Origin of the sequence: Streptomyces sp. SYP-A7185, assembly GCF_046103685.1 — a bacterium.
Classification (GTDB): domain Bacteria; phylum Actinomycetota; class Actinomycetes; order Streptomycetales; family Streptomycetaceae; genus Streptomyces.
This window is the reverse complement of sequence record NZ_CP122310.1, coordinates 2,397,272-2,411,482: the sequence shown is the minus strand read 5'-3', so window position 1 is coordinate 2,411,482 and position 14,211 is coordinate 2,397,272. Positions and strand designations below refer to the sequence as shown.

The following is a 14,211-nucleotide window of genomic DNA, read 5'->3' as shown; positions in this document are numbered from 1 at the left end:
CTCCTGGTCCCCCCGACTTCGGACAGATGTCGTCTGCCCCGGAAACGGGGCGTCGAGCAGTGACGATGTGGCGATTCTGGAAAAGCGACGACTGTTCATCTTCCGGGTTCGGCAACCCGCCAGTAACCTCCGCCCCAACTCCCTCCCACAGGAGCACAAGCGGAGCCCAGAGGAGCACCCATGCGACCACGCATCGCCCGGCTCAGAACCGCCACCGTCACCGCGGCGCTCGCCCTCGCGGCGTCCCTGCTCGCCCCCCGGCCGGGCGCGGCGGCCGACGAGCCGCCACCGGTCGTCGACCACTGCCAGGGGCAGTGCGCGGACATCCTGCCGCCCGGCGCCAACGGCAACGCCACGCTCGCCGAGATCCTCGCCCACCGGGTCCTCGGCACCCAGCCCGCCCACGCGAACGACCAGCTGGGCCCGTACGACAAGCTCTCCGCCGGCTATCCGTCGCTCACCGACGACAAGCTGACGGAGTTCTTCAACGACGCGTCGTTCGGCGTCCGCGACGGCCAGGTCGCCTCCGTCACCAAGCCGCGCGACGACGTGACGATCACCCGGGACAAGAAGTACGGCATCCCGCACATCAAGGGCTCCACGCGGTACGGCACCGAGTTCGGCGCGGGCTTCGCCGCCGGGCAGGACCGCCTCTGGCTCATCGACCTGTTCCGGCACATCGGCCGCGGTGAACTGACCTCGTTCGCGGGCGGCGCCCTCGCCAACCAGGGCCTGGAGCAGCAGTTCTGGCCGCAGGCCCCGTACACGGAACAGGACCTGGAGAAGCAGGTCGAGTACATCAGGACCACGCAGGGCGAGCGCGGCAAGCAGGCCATGGAGGACGCCCAGGCCTACATCGACGGGCTCAACGCCTACCGCACCAAGTCGAAGAACGGCCGCTACTTCCCCGGTGAGTACGTCCTCACCGGCAAGATCGACGCGATCACCAACGTCGGCGAGATACAGCCCTTCAAGATCACCGACATGATCGCGCTCGCGTCCGTCGTCGGCGGCCTCTTCGGCAACGGCGGCGGAGGAGAGGTCGAAGCGGCGCTCTCCCTGCTCAAGTCCCAGGAGAAGTACGGCGTCGAGAAGGGCACGAAGGTCTGGGAGTCCTTCCGCGCCCGCAACGACCCCGAGGCCGTCCAGACCGTCCACGACGGCACGAGCTTCCCGTACGCGGGCAAGCCGGAGTACGCGCGCGGCACCGCGATGCCCGACGCCGGATCGGTCGAGCGCGAACAGCTCGTCCACGACCGGGAGGGCGGCGCCAAGCCCACGTCCGGGGCCGAGGTCCGCAAGGACCCGGTGAAGGCGCCGAAGAAGCTGAAACCGCTCCAGGGGATGTACGACGACGGGGTGCTGCCCGCGGATCTGTTCGGGCGGGACGGCCACAAGAAGGGCATGTCCAACGCCCTGCTCGTCTCCGGCAAGCACACCGCGAGCGGAAACCCGGTTGCCGTCTTCGGCCCGCAGACCGGCTACTTCGCCCCGCAGCTCCTCATGCAGCAGGAGCTCCAGGGCCCCGGCATCAGCGCACGGGGGGTCTCCTTCGCGGGCGTCGGCATGTACGTCCAGCTGGGACGCGGTCAGGACTACGCCTGGTCGGCCACCTCCGCCGGGCAGGACATCACCGACACGTACGCCGTCGAGCTCTGCGAGCCGGGCGGCGCCACCCCCACCAAGCAGTCCGCCCACTACCTCCACCACGGCACCTGCACCCCCATGGAGAAGCTGGAGCGCAAGAACGCCTGGAAGCCGACCCTCGCCGACTCCACGGCCGCCGGCTCGTACCGCATGCAGGTGTTCCGCACGAAGTACGGCGTCGTGACGCACCGCGCGAGCGTCGGGGGCAAGCCCGTCGCGTACGTCTCGCTGCGTTCCACCTACCGCCACGAGGCCGACTCCATCATCGGCTTCCAGATGCTCAACGACCCGACGTACGTGAAGGACGTCCCGTCGTTCAAGAAGGCGGCCCAGCACATCAGCTACGCCTTCAACTGGTTCTACGCCGACGCGCGCGACACCGCGTACTACAACAGCGGCGCCAACCCCCAGCGGGCCAAGGACGTCGACCCCGCCCTGCCCGTCCAGGCCCAGGCGGCCCACGAATGGCGGGACTTCGACCCGGAGAACAACACCTCGGCCCAGACCCCGCCGGAGGAACACCCGCAGTCCGTGAACCAGGACTACTACATCTCCTGGAACAACAAGCAGGCCAAGGACTTCAGCGCGGCGGGCTTCGGCCTGAGCGCCGTGCACCGCGGCGACCTGCTCGACGGACGGGTGAAGAAGCTCACCGAGCAGGGCGGCGTCACACGGGCCGCGCTGACCCGCGCCATGTCCGAGGCGGCGGTCACCGACCTGCGCGGCGAGCAGGTGCTGCCCGAGCTGCTCAAGGTGGTGCGCAGCAAGCCCGTCACCGACCCCCAGCAGGCGGCGGCGGTCCAGAAGCTGGAGGCCTGGCAGAAGGCCGGGTCCCAGCGCAACCAGACGGCGGCGGGTTCCAAGACGTACGCTCACCCCGACGCCGTACGCATCATGGACGCCTGGTGGCCGCTGCTGATCGAGGCCGAGTTCAAGCCGGGCCTCGGCAAGGAGCTGTACGAGTCGCTGACGGCGCAGCTCGGCACCGACGAGTCACCCTCCGCCGGACACGGCCCGACCGGGGCGCACGCCGGATCGGCCTTCCAGTACGGCTGGTGGGGCTATGCGGACAAGGACCTGCGGGCCGTGCTCGGGGAGCCCGTGCAGGGCAAGCTCGGGGACGCGTACTGCGGCGAGGGGAAGCTGGACGCCTGCCGTGACGCGCTCCTTGCCACCCTGACGCAGGCCGCCGCGAAGCCCGCGACGCAGGTGTATCCCGGCGACGACAGCTGCAAGCCCGGTGAGCAGTGGTGCGCGGACTCGATCATCCACCGGGCGCTCGGCGGCATCACGCACGGGCCGGTCCAGTGGCAGAACCGGCCCACCTACCAGCAGGTCGTCGAGTTCCCGAAACACCGGTAGCAGCGGAGCGCCGGCAGAGAGGCAAGGAGAGTCACCCCGAGGCGATCCGCCCTGCGGCGAACACGACACGCGCCAGTTCCTCGTGGCAGATGTCGCTGTGCGCGCCGGAGGGCGGGCCGCCGCGCCGCACCACCGCCGACGCGTCCACGCTCACGCACCCCTGGGCGGGGATCGCCCGGCCCAGTTTGATCCGCTTGGCGCCGTCCACCGCCCGGATGCCGTCGTACCCGATGGCGCCCCAGCGCTCCCAGAGGCCGAGGAAGGTCGAGGAGTCCCCGGCGATCTTGGACGCCAGCGGGTAGAGCTTGCCCAGGGCGTCGTCGTGCCGGGAGTGGCAGGACACCAGCGGCCCGTCGATCCGCCGCTGCATGCCGCTGAGCGCGCCGCCGCGCGAGGGCGCGTGCGGCAGCCGCTTGGAGAACGCGTAGTGCGAGAAGGCCCCTTGGAGCAGGGTCGTGGACTTCACGCTGCGCACCGACGCCGGCATCCCGCGCAGGGCGTACGACACGAGGCGCGCGCCGAAGCTGTGTCCGATGAGGTGCACCCGGACGTCCGGCGCCTCGCGGGCGAGCAGTCCGATCGCGGGGCCGAGGCCCAGCTGGCCCACGGAGCCCGCCCGGCGCTTCATGGCGTAGTAGCTGGCCTGGCGCAGGAGTTCGTGGGCGCCGTTCCACAGGCGGGCGCGCAAGCCGCCGAAGAGTTCCTGCTGGCCGGTGCCCTCCATCGCCGCGGCGAGCACCTGGCACACCTCGACGGCGTCGTCGGTCAGCATGGCGGGCTCGCCGGCCCAGGTGTCGTTGGCGAACCGCTGGGCGGCGCTGTGCTGGTGGACGGCGACCAGGTCGCGTACGAGGCGTCCGTACTCGTAGAGGCGCGAGGGCACCTCGGAGCGTTCCGCCAGCAGGGCGCCGATCCGGCCCAGTTCGGCCTCGTGGTCGGGGAACGTGTGCGCGAGCAGGAGCCGGGTCGGCTCGTCGAGCAGGGGGCCCGCGCCCGGTGCCGGGCCCGGGCCGGTGGCCGTGACCGCGGGTTCGAAGTCCGGGATGCGCTCGTCGGGGAAGCGGACGGCGGGCCAGAGCACCCCCACGTATCCCAGGCGCACGCGTGGTCCCGCGAGCTCCCGGCAGGGCGCGAAGAACCGTCGGTAGAGGTCGGTCGCCATGTCTTGGTCGTTGTTCCAGCCGTGCGCGAGGACGAGGAGATCGGTCACGTGCTCGTCGGCCACCTCGGCGAGGAGATGGTCGCGCTGCGTGGTGTCGACGTCCCCGTCGGCGTCGAAGGTCAGTTCCCAGTAGGGCTCCACGCGGCCCGTCGTCCTGCGGGCCCGCTGTACTGACCAGACGTCCCGCAGCACCCGTCGGGCCGGTCGCCCACCAGGTCGGCCGGGCTCACGCCAGCTCCCGGTCCCGGGTCTCGGGCAGCGCGAGCACGCACACCAGGGACACGACCGCCATGGCGCTCACGTACCAGCCCACCGACGAGGAACCGAACGCGGACTGCAACCGGGTCGCCACCAGAGGGGAGACCGCGCCGCCGAGCACACCGCCCAGGTTGTAGGCGAGCGAGGCGCCCGAGTAGCGCACGTGCGTGCCGAACAGCTCGGGCAGGTACGCGCCCATCGGGCCGTACACCACGCCCATGCAGAAGAGGGCGCCGCCGAGCGCCAGGGCCATCAGGACGGGCTGCTCGGTGTCCAGGAGCGGGAAGAGCACCAGGCCCCACACCACCGCGAGCCCGGCGCCCGCGAGGACCAGCTTGCGGCGGCCCGCGCCGTCGGAGCGGGTCGCGGCCAGCCACGTACCGGCCGCGAGGAAGAGGCAGGCGACCAGCGAGAGGCCCAGCATGGTGTTGCGGGAGACGCCGAGGGTGCCGGTGGAGTAGGCGAGGCAGTACGTCGTGGCCGTGTAGAAGAGGCCGTAGGCGACGATCATCCCGCCCGCGCCGAGCAGCAGTTCGCGGGGGTGGCGCCGCAGCACGTCGAGGGCGGGGACCTTGCTGGCCTCCCGCGCGTCCATGACCTTCGCGAAGACCGGTGTCTCGCTGATGCGCAGCCGGACGAAGAGACCGACGCCGACCAGCAGGAAGGAGAGCAGGAACGGCACGCGCCAGCCCCAGGACCTGAACGCGTCGTCGGAGAGGACGGAGGAGAGCAGCCAGAAGACGCCCGTGGCCGCGAAGAAACCGACGGACGGGCCGAGTTGCGGGAAGGCCGCGTACAGGCCGCGTTTCTGCTGCGGCGCGTGCTCCACCGCGAGCAGCGCGGCCCCGCCCCACTCGCCGCCGAGCCCGATGCCCTGGAGGAAGCGCAGCAGGATCAGCAGGACGGGTGCCCAGACCCCCAGCGTGCCGTAACCGGGCAGGAGTCCGACCAGCGCGGTCGAGAGCCCCATGAGCAGCAGCGAGGCCACGAGCACCGACTTGCGGCCGACCCGGTCGCCGAAGTGCCCGAAGACCACGGACCCGATGGGGCGCGCCGCGAACGCCACCGCGTAGGTGGAGAAGGAGGCGAGGGTCGCGTTGACCGGGTCCAGGGTCGGGAAGAACGCCTCGTTCAGGACGAGCGCGGCCGCCGTGCCGTAGATGTAGAAGTCGTAGAACTCGATGGCCGTCCCGATGAACGACGCGACGGCCACCCGGCGCATGCTCTCGGGGCGCGCGTCCGGTTCGGGGCTGCTGTCCGGCCGGGTCCCCGCCGGTGAGATTTCGCTGTGCACGAGCGGCACTCAAGCGGTGGATGTATGGGGCAGTCAATACCTGGGACGGCCTGTCTCGGTCATTGAGACTGGCGGTGAGCTGCGGTGACGCGGTGCAGATGGACGAGGATGTCGTGCGTGGGCGCGAGCCGGATCGTGTGGGGGCCGTCGGGGTAGGCCGTGCCGATGCTCTGGGTCGGGCGGCCCTTCCGCAGCCACGTACGGGCGGGCGCGGGCGCGGTGCGCAGGTCGAGGAAGTAGTCCTCGTGCCCGACCTTGTCCAGGGTGTACTCGTTCATGCCGGGCGCCGCCGCGCCCACCGAGCGCGGCTTCCAGGTCTCGGACCCCGCGCTCTGCGCCATGAACGAGCCCTGGTCGAAGGTGAACCCGATGCTGACGTAGCGCGCGCCGAGCCGGTCCCGGAGGAAGGCACCCTGCATCTTCGGGTAGCGCGGGTCGTAACTCTCGTACCCCACATGGGCGTTGTGCGCCGACAGGAGGACCTTCTCGCCGGTCTGCCGCTGCCACCAGGCGGTGTTCTCCGCCATGAGGCGGTCGCGGTACAGCATGGCGTCCTTGGCTCCCTCGGGGGTGTCGAGGGGGAAGGCGTAGATCGTGGCGGTCTGCGAGACGGACCGGGCGTGGTGCAGCACCGTGGCGAACTCCCGGTCGCGGGAAGCGGGTTGCAGACCCTTCAGGAGCTTCAGGGCCTCCCGTGCCCCGTCGGCCAGCTTCCGCCGCTCCTCCAGGGGCCTGGCCATGTACGCGTCCCCGTCCGCGAGGCGGCGGATCGGCGCGTACAGCTCGGTGATCCTCGGCAGCAGGCCGGGCTCGTGCGCCCGGACGTGGTCCTCCACGCCGTCGAACAGCTCGTGCCCGAGCTCGGGGTAGTTGAGGTCGTCGCCCAGGAAGCGCACCGGACGGTCCGGGTGCTTCTCGTTGTACGCGCGCATCCACGTCAGGAGGTCGACGTACTCCTCGGTGTCCCAGGGTGTCTTGGCGAGCTCCCGGTGGACGAGCTCGCGGACGTTCCCCTTGCCCGTGCGCACATAGGCGTCGAAGCGCAGGCCGGTCGTCCAGCTCACCTCCTGCGCGAAGGTGGTGAACCCCTTCTCCTCGACGAGGTAGCGAAAGACGCGGTCCTTCATCGTGAAGAACTCGTGCGAACCATGTGTGGCCTCTCCCAGGCCCACCACCGAAGCGTCACCGATCATCCGGCCCATCGGCCGCAGGTCCCGCGCGGAGCCGCCCGGACCGGTCGCGCGCAGGGGGTGGGCCGCCCGTTCGAGCGCCGGGACCGGATCCGCGGGACCCGGCCGGGCCTGGGCGGCCTGCGGGGCGACCAGCGCCCCCAGGCCGAGCGTGCCGATCAGTGCCAGGGGGACTGCGCGGCGTGCGGTCCGTGCCATGCGGGATCTCCTCGACTCGGGTGTACGCAGCGTGCGTACGGAGTTGAAGATCACGATCCCGCCCGGGCCGGGGCGCCCGCCATCCGGCAGGCACCCCTCCCGCGGGTGGGGGCTGCCCCCGGTCCGGCCTAGGGGTAGCGCAGGTACCGCTTGCGCACGGCACGGAAGCGCGCCAGGTCCTCCTGCCAGCCGCCCACCACCTCGTCGGTGTCCGCGCCCGCGTCGATCATCGTGCGGACCCGGGTGGTGCCGGTCAGCTTGTCGATCCAGTTGTCGGAGCGCCAGGCGAAGCCGCTCCAGGTCTTCTTGGCCGTCACCAGGAGCGCGATGCCGGTGCGCACCGGGTCGTACGCCTCGCGGTCGTGCACGTGGAGCTGGACGCCGCCGATCGTCTTGCCCTGGAACTTGGAGAAGGTCGGCGCGAAGTAGGCCTCCCTGAAGTGCACCCCGCGCAGCCCCGCGTCGTTGGCGGCGGCCGCCCACTTCCGGTCGATGCCCTCGGCGCCGAGCAGCTCGAAGGGGCGGGTCGTGCCGCGCCCCTCGGAGAGGTTCGTGCCCTCGAAGAGACAGGTGCCGCCGTAGACGAGCGCGGTCTCGGGGGTCGGCATGTTCGGGCTCGGCGGCACCCAGGGCAGCCGGGACGCGTCGTAGAAGTCCGAGCGCTTCCACCCGGTCATCCGTACGGTCTCCAGCTCGGCCGGGCGCTCCAGGAACTCGCCGTTGAACAGCAGCGCCAGCTCCGTCACGGTCATGCCGTGGGCCTGAGCTATCGGCTGCCGGCCGACGAACGTCGCGAACTCCTTGTGCAGGACGGGCCCGTACGCCCCGCGCCCCGTCACCGGGTTCGGCCGGTCAAGGACCACGAACCGCTTGCCCGCGAGCTCGGCCGACTCCATGCAGTCGAAGAGCGTCCAGATGTACGTGTAGAAGCGCGCCCCCGCGTCCTGGATGTCGAAGACGATCGTGTCCACACCGGCGGCCGTGAAGATGTCGGCCAGGGCCTTGCCGCTCTTCTGGTACGTGTCGTAGACGGGCAGCCCGGTGGCCGGGTCGTCGTGGCGGCCCTCGGAGCCGCCCGCCTGGGCCGTCCCGCGGAAGCCGTGCTCGGGCCCGAACACCGCGACCAGGTCCACCCGGTCGTCGGCGTGCATGACGTCCACGATGTGGCGGACGTCCCGGGTGACGCCGGTCGGGTTGGTGACGACGCCGACCCGCTCGCCGTCCAGGAGCGCGTAGCCGTCCGCGGCCAGCCGCTCGAAGCCGGTGCGCAGCCGTCGGCCGCCGCCCGAGCCGCCCCCGCCCGACGCGGCGGCGGCCGGAGCCGCCGAGGTCAGGGCCGTGGCGGTGGTGGCGGCCAGCAGGCCGCGTCTGGACAGGCTGCGTCGGGACAAGTTCATGCAGAGACCTCCGTGAGCGCGGTGGCTGTCATGGCCACGCACGCTAGCGCGCGCACCCCCGCCGGGGAACGAACCTGGCGCTCCGACCCCCTTCCCTCTGAACATACCGACTGGTTAGTCTGCGATCACAGCGGAGCCGCAGCCGAAGGAGACCGATCGTGGAGAGCCTGAGGGACACCCTGGTGGACAAGGGAGTCGTCGTCACCGGTGCCGGAGGCGGGATCGGGGCCGCGCTGGCCCGCCGGTTCGCCGCCGCCGGGGCGCGCGTCGTGGTCAACGACCTGGACGCGGCCAAGGCCGAGGCGGTGGCCGCAGAGATCGGTGCCGTCGCCGTGCCGGGCGACGCGTCCACGATCGTGCCCGCGGCCAGAGACGCCCTGAGCGGCACCGTCGACGTCTACTGCGCCAACGCGGGCCTCGGCTCCGGCGGCTCGGAGGCCGCGCCGGAGGAGGTCTGGGCCACGGCCTGGGACGTCAACGTGATGGCCCACGTCCGGGCGGCCCACGCGCTGCTCCCCGAGTGGCTGGAGCGCGGCAGCGGACGCTTCGTCTCCACCGTCTCGGCGGCCGGACTGCTCACCATGATCGGCGCCGCGCCCTACAGCGTCACCAAGCACGGCGCGTACGCCTTCGCCGAGTGGCTCTCGCTGACCTACCGGCACCGCGGGATCGACGTCCACGCGATCTGCCCCCAGGGCGTGCGCACCGACATGCTCGCCGCCACCGGCACCGCGGGCGACCTCGTGCTCACGCCCACCGCGATCGAGCCGGACGCCGTCGCGGACGCGCTCTTCGCCGGTATGGCCGAGGGCCGCTTCCTGATCCTGCCGCACCCCGAGGTCGCCGAGTACTACCGCATCCGGGCCGCCGAACCCGACAAGTGGCTCACCGGCATGAACCACCTCCAGCAGAAGTGGGAGGCGGCGGAGCGGTGAGCGAGGCGATCCCGAGCGCGTCCGGCGCCGCCCCGGCCGCGTCCCGCTACGCGGCCAAGCCCTGGCTCGGCCGCCTGAGCGAGGCCCAGCGCGCCCCCGTCGAACCCGCCGCCACCGTCGTGCACGCCTTCCGCGCCGCGGTGCTCAAGGCTCCCGGCCACACCGCGCTGGCCTACTTCGACGGGCGCCTGAGCTACCGCGAGGCGGACGCCCTCACCGACTCCGTCGCCGGCCACCTGGCCGCCCGCGGGATCGCGCGCGGCGACCGGGTGGCGATCCTGCTCCAGAACACCCCGCACTTCGTGATCGCGCTGCTCGGCGCGTGGAAGGCGGGCGCCACGGTCGTGCCGGTGAACCCCATGTACAAGTCGGCGGAGGTCCGGCACGTCCTCGCGGACGCCGACGTGACCGCGCTGATCTGCTCCGACCGCGCCTGGGAGACCTATCTGCGCGACACGGCCGCGGCCTCGTCCGTACGCGTCGTGCTCACCGCCTGCCAGCTCGACCTCCAGACGCGCGACGACACCCGCGTACTGGACTTCGAACGCCTCCCGCAGGCCGCCGACGCCGACGACCTGCTGGCCGTCGCCCGGCAGGGGCTCCCGGCCCCCGCGGACCGGGTGCTCGGCCCGTCCGACATCGCGCTGATCAGCTACACCTCGGGCACGAGCGGCACCCCCAAGGGCGCCATGAACACCCACGGCAACATCACCTACAACGCCGAGCGCCAGCGCACCGGCTCCGGCATCCCCGAGGGCGCCTGCTACTTCGCGATGGCGCCGCTCTTCCACATCACGGGCATGGTCGCGCAGGTCGTGGCCTGCCTGACCAACGCGGGCACCCTGGCGCTCGCCTACCGCTTCGAGGCCGGGGTCGTCCTCGACGCCTTCGCCGAGCACCGGCCCGCGTACACCGTGGGCCCCTCCACGGCCTTCATGGCCCTCGCCGCCCACCCCTCCGCGACCCGGGAGCACTTCGACTCCTTCGTGCTGATCTCCTCGGGCGGGGCGCCGCTGCCGCCCGCCCTGGTGGAGAAGTTCCGTACGGACTTCGGCCCCTACCTCCACAACGGCTACGGGCTCACCGAGTGCACCGCGCCCTGCGCCTCCGTGCCGCCGGGCCGGGAAGCGCCCGTCGATCCGGTGTCCGGCACGGTGGCCGTCGGCGTCCCCGGGCCCGAGACGGTCGTCAGGATCGTCGACGACCACGGGGCGGACGTGCCCTTCGGGGAGCAGGGCGAGATCACCGTGCGCGGCCCGCAGGTCGTGCCCGGCTACTGGAAGCGCCCCGACGCCACGGCCGAGACGTTCCCCGGCGGCGAGCTGCTCACCGGCGACATCGGCTTCATGGACGCCCAGGGCTGGCTCTACGTGGTCGACCGCAAGAAGGACATGATCAACGCGTCGGGTTTCAAGGTCTGGCCGCGCGAGGTGGAGGACGTCCTCTACAGTCACGCAGCCGTCCGTGAGGCGGCGGTGATCGGCGTCCCCGACAGCTACCGCGGCGAGACGGTCAGGGCCTTCGTCAGCCTGCGCCCGCGGGCCGAGGTGGCCCCGGACGAGCTGGCGGCGTACTGCAAGGAACGGCTCGCCGCGTACAAGTACCCCCGCGCGGTCGAGATCCTGCCCGAGTTGCCGAAGACGACAAGTGGGAAGATCCTCCGGCGGGAGCTGCGTTCCCGCACCGACACGAGCTCTCGGCCCGACGAGAGCTAGAACCCTCGAAAGGCAGGTGGCGGCAGTGGCCAGGACGACGGACGGTGACGGCACGCCCGTCCCTCAGCGGCTGCTCGCCGCCGCCACGCGGCTCTTCGCCGACCGCGGCTACGACCGCACGTCGGTGCAGGAGATCGTGGAATCGGCGGGCGTCACCAAAGGCGCGCTCTACCACTACTTCGGATCGAAGGACGACCTCCTGCACGAGGTGTACGCCCGCGTCCTGCGCGTGCAGCAGGAGCGCCTGGACGCCTACGCGGACTCCGACGCGCCCATCGAGCAGCGGGTGCGGGACGCGGCGGCGGACGTGGTCGTCACGACGATCGACAACCTCGACGACGCCTCGATCTTCTTCCGCTCCATGCACCACCTGAGCCCGGAGAAGAACAAGCAGGTGCGCTCCGAGCGCCGCCGGTACCACGAGCGGTTCCGCGCGCTGATCGAGGAGGGCCAGGAGGCCGGCGTCTTCTCCAAGGCGACCCCGGCGGACCTGGTGGTGGACTACCACTTCGGCTCCGTCCACCACCTGTCCACGTGGTACCGCCCGAACGGCCCGCTGACCCCCCAGCAGGTGGCCGACCATTTGGCGGACCTCCTGCTGAGGGCGCTGCGGCCGTGATCCGAGGCGGAGCGCCCCGCAGGGCCCCTACAGGTACTTCTTCAGCTCCCGCCGGGCGAGCGACCGCTGGTGCACCTCGTCGGGCCCGTCGGCCAGTCGCAGCGTCCGCGCCGCGGCCCACAGCTCGGCCAGCGGGAAGTCCTGGCTGACGCCCCCCGCGCCGTACAGCTGCACGGCCTGGTCGAGGATGCCGACCACCGTGCGCGGGGTGGCGATCTTGATGGACTGGATCTCCGTGTGCGCGCCCTTGTTGCCCACGGTGTCCATCAGCCACGCGGTCTTCAGGACGAGCAGCCGCAGCTGCTCCACCGCGACCCTGGCGTCGGCGATCCACTCCTGGACGACGCCCTGCTGGGCGAGCGGCTTGCCGAAGGCCGTACGCGCCACCGCGCGCTGGCACATCAGCTCGATGGCCCGCTCGGCCATGCCGATCAGCCGCATGCAGTGGTGGATGCGGCCCGGGCCCAGGCGTGCCTGGGCGATGGCGAAGCCGCCGCCCTCCTCGCCGATCAGGTTGCTCACGGGGACCCGGACCCGGTCGAAGACGACCTCGGCGTGCCCTCCGTGGTAGTGGTCCTCGTACCCGTACACCCGCATCGCGCGGCGCACTTCGAGGCCGGGGGCATCGCGCGGCACGAGCACCATGGACTGCTGGCGGCGCGGGTCGCTGCCCTCGGGGTCCGTCTTGCCCATCAGGATGAAGATCTGGCAGTCGGGGTTCATCGCCCCGGAGATGTACCACTTGCGCCCGGTGATGACGTAGTCGTCTGTGCCATCGGAGGCACGCTCGATGCGCGTGGTGATGTTGGTGGCGTCGGACGAGGCCACATCCGGCTCGGTCATCGCGAACGCCGAGCGGATCTCACCGGCGAGCAGCGGCTGGAGCCACTGCTTCTTCTGCCGCTCGTCGCCGAACTGGGCGAGGACCTCCATGTTGCCGGTGTCCGGGGCCGCGCAGTTCAGCGCGGTGGGCGCCAGCTGCGGGGAGCGGCCGGTGATCTCGGCGAGCGGGGCGTACTGGAGGTTGGTGAGGCCCGCGCCGTGCTCGGCGTCCGGCAGGAAGAGGTTCCACAGACCCTGCTTGCGGGCCTCGGCCTTCAGCTCGTCGACGATCGCCGGGGTGTCCCAGGGCGAGGCGAGGTGGGCGCGCTGCTCCTCGGCGGTCCGCTCCGCCGGGTAGACGTGCTCGTCCATGAAGGCGAGGAGCTTGGCGCGCAGCTCTTCGGTGCGGGCGTCGAATGCGAAGTCCATGGCTGTCTCAGCCTTCCTGTCGTCCCTGGAGGGTGGTGAGGCCGTGCTCGATGAAGACGGGGACCAGCTCCCCGATGCGGTCGAAGCCCGCGCCGACCGTCTGGCCGAGGGTGTACCGGTAGTGGATGCCCTCCAGGATCACGGCGAGCTTGAACCACGCGAACGCCGTGTACCAGGAGACCGCCGAGACGTCGCGCCCCGAGCGCGCGGCGTACCGCTCGATCAGCTCGGTGGCCCGCGGGTGGCCCGCCGCGCCCGCGGTGGTGCTGATGGGGGAGTCCGGCAGCTCGAGCTTGGTGCTGTACATGACCAGCAGACCCAGGTCGGTGAGCGGATCGCCGAGGGTGGACATCTCCCAGTCGAGGATCGCCTTGATCTGGTCGTCGCCGCCGATCAGGACGTTGTCCAGGCGGTAGTCGCCGTGCACGACGGTCGGCGCGGGGGAGACGGGCAGCTGCCGCCCCAGGGCGGCGTGCAGCTCGTCGATCCCCGCCAGGTCGCGGTTGCGCGAGGCGTCGAGCTGCTTGCCCCAGCGGCGCAGCTGCCGGTCCAGGAAGCCGTCGGGGCGCCCGAAGTCGCCGAGGCCGACCGCTTCGGGGTCCACGGAGTGCAGGTCGACGAGGGTGTCCACGAGGCCGATGACCGCGGCCCGGGTGCGCTCGGCGCCCAGCGGCGCCAGCTCGTCGGCGGTGCGGTACGGCGTGCCCTCCACGAAGTCCATGACGTAGAAGGGCGCCCCGATGACGGAGTCGTCCTCGCAGAGCAGCACGGGGGTCGGCACCGGCACGTCGGTCCCGTGATGCAGGGCGCTGATCACGCGGTGCTCGCGCTTCATGTCGTGCGCGGTCGCCAGCACGTGCCCCAGCGGCGGCCGGCGCACGACCCAGCGCGTGGTGCCGTCCGTCACGGCGTACGTGAGGTTCGACCGGCCGCCCTCGATCAGCCGGGCGGTGAGCGGTCCGCCCACGAGGCCCGGCCGCTCGCGGTCCAGGTGGCCGCGCAACTGGTCGAGATCGAGGCCTGGCGGATGGTCTGAGCTCATCTTCGCTCCTGGTCGGACGGTCGTCGTCGAATGCCGCGCTGCGTCGCGCTGACGTTCATGATGCCGACCAGTCGGTATGTAGTCCAGAGCGCAGGGAGAACGTGATCAGGATCGCGGCGGGGCGAAGCGGCCCGTACGGAC

General features: G+C 71.6%; 10 protein-coding genes. 4 read left to right on the top strand and 6 right to left on the bottom strand.

Annotated elements, in window-relative coordinates; translation table 11 throughout:
• The first annotated feature begins 180 nt into the window (after window positions 1-180).
• Window positions 181-3,009: a penicillin acylase family protein gene (locus tag QBL25_RS10515; RefSeq protein WP_409056750.1), complete on the top strand. Its 2,829-nt coding sequence runs from the start codon at window positions 181-183 to the stop codon at window positions 3,007-3,009.
• 31 nt (window positions 3,010-3,040) lie between these two features.
• Here the strand turns inward: QBL25_RS10515 and QBL25_RS10510 are convergent, their stop codons facing one another.
• The 4 genes from QBL25_RS10510 to QBL25_RS10495 all read right to left on the bottom strand — a co-directional run bounded on the left by QBL25_RS10510 (window position 3,041) and on the right by QBL25_RS10495 (window position 8,508).
• The gene (locus QBL25_RS10510; RefSeq protein ID WP_409056749.1) at window positions 3,041-4,312 is read right to left on the bottom strand and encodes a serine-threonine protein kinase; all 1,272 of its coding nucleotides are present in this window, start codon (window positions 4,310-4,312) and stop codon (window positions 3,041-3,043) included.
• Between the two features lie 85 nt (window positions 4,313-4,397).
• Window positions 4,398-5,651, bottom strand: a complete 1,254-nt coding sequence (locus QBL25_RS10505) for an MFS transporter (protein ID WP_409062605.1) — start codon at window positions 5,649-5,651, stop codon at window positions 4,398-4,400.
• 131 nt (window positions 5,652-5,782) lie between these two features.
• Window positions 5,783-7,111, bottom strand: a complete 1,329-nt coding sequence (locus QBL25_RS10500; RefSeq protein ID WP_409056748.1) for an erythromycin esterase family protein — start codon at window positions 7,109-7,111, stop codon at window positions 5,783-5,785.
• Window positions 7,112-7,239: 128 nt separating this feature from the next.
• Window positions 7,240-8,508, bottom strand: coding sequence for an exo-beta-N-acetylmuramidase NamZ domain-containing protein (locus tag QBL25_RS10495; RefSeq protein ID WP_409056747.1), 1,269 nt, complete (start codon window positions 8,506-8,508; stop codon window positions 7,240-7,242).
• Window positions 8,509-8,675: 167 nt separating this feature from the next.
• On the opposite strand from QBL25_RS10495, the gene QBL25_RS10490 reads away from it, so the two are divergent.
• Genes QBL25_RS10490 through QBL25_RS10480 form a run of 3 tightly spaced genes read left to right on the top strand, consistent with a single transcriptional unit; the run spans window position 8,676 to window position 11,777 of the window.
• The gene (locus QBL25_RS10490; protein WP_409062604.1) at window positions 8,676-9,443 is read left to right on the top strand and encodes an SDR family NAD(P)-dependent oxidoreductase; all 768 of its coding nucleotides are present in this window, start codon (window positions 8,676-8,678) and stop codon (window positions 9,441-9,443) included.
• Window positions 9,440-11,158 (top strand): class I adenylate-forming enzyme family protein, encoded by a 1,719-nt coding sequence (locus tag QBL25_RS10485; RefSeq protein WP_409056746.1) that lies wholly within the window; start codon window positions 9,440-9,442, stop codon window positions 11,156-11,158. The genes QBL25_RS10490 and QBL25_RS10485 overlap by 4 nt, the downstream gene beginning before the upstream one ends.
• A 25-nt stretch (window positions 11,159-11,183) precedes the next feature.
• Complete coding sequence (locus QBL25_RS10480; RefSeq protein ID WP_361834050.1) at window positions 11,184-11,777, top strand: TetR/AcrR family transcriptional regulator; 594 nt, start codon at window positions 11,184-11,186, stop codon at window positions 11,775-11,777.
• Window positions 11,778-11,804: 27 nt separating this feature from the next.
• On the opposite strand, the gene QBL25_RS10475 is transcribed toward QBL25_RS10480, so the two are convergent.
• Entirely contained in the window at window positions 11,805-13,028 is a 1,224-nt protein-coding gene (locus QBL25_RS10475; RefSeq protein WP_409056745.1) for an acyl-CoA dehydrogenase family protein, read from the bottom strand.
• 7 nt (window positions 13,029-13,035) lie between these two features.
• Window positions 13,036-14,070 (bottom strand): phosphotransferase family protein, encoded by a 1,035-nt coding sequence (locus QBL25_RS10470; RefSeq protein WP_409056744.1) that lies wholly within the window; start codon window positions 14,068-14,070, stop codon window positions 13,036-13,038.
• Window positions 14,071-14,211: the final 141 nt, after the last annotated feature.

Excerpts from the sequence above, each read along its gene's own strand:
- QBL25_RS10515 (WP_409056750.1), top strand. The coding sequence starts at position 181 with ATGCGACCACGCATCGCCCGGCTCAGAACCGCCACCGTCACCGCGGCG.
- QBL25_RS10505 (WP_409062605.1), bottom strand. The coding sequence starts at position 5,651 with ATGCGCCGGGTGGCCGTCGCGTCGTTCATCGGGACGGCCATCGAGTTC.
- QBL25_RS10500 (WP_409056748.1), bottom strand. The coding sequence starts at position 7,111 with ATGGCACGGACCGCACGCCGCGCAGTCCCCCTGGCACTGATCGGCACG.
- QBL25_RS10495 (WP_409056747.1), bottom strand. The coding sequence starts at position 8,508 with ATGAACTTGTCCCGACGCAGCCTGTCCAGACGCGGCCTGCTGGCCGCC.
- QBL25_RS10475 (WP_409056745.1), bottom strand. The coding sequence starts at position 13,028 with ATGGACTTCGCATTCGACGCCCGCACCGAAGAGCTGCGCGCCAAGCTC.
- QBL25_RS10470 (WP_409056744.1), bottom strand. The coding sequence starts at position 14,070 with ATGAGCTCAGACCATCCGCCAGGCCTCGATCTCGACCAGTTGCGCGGC.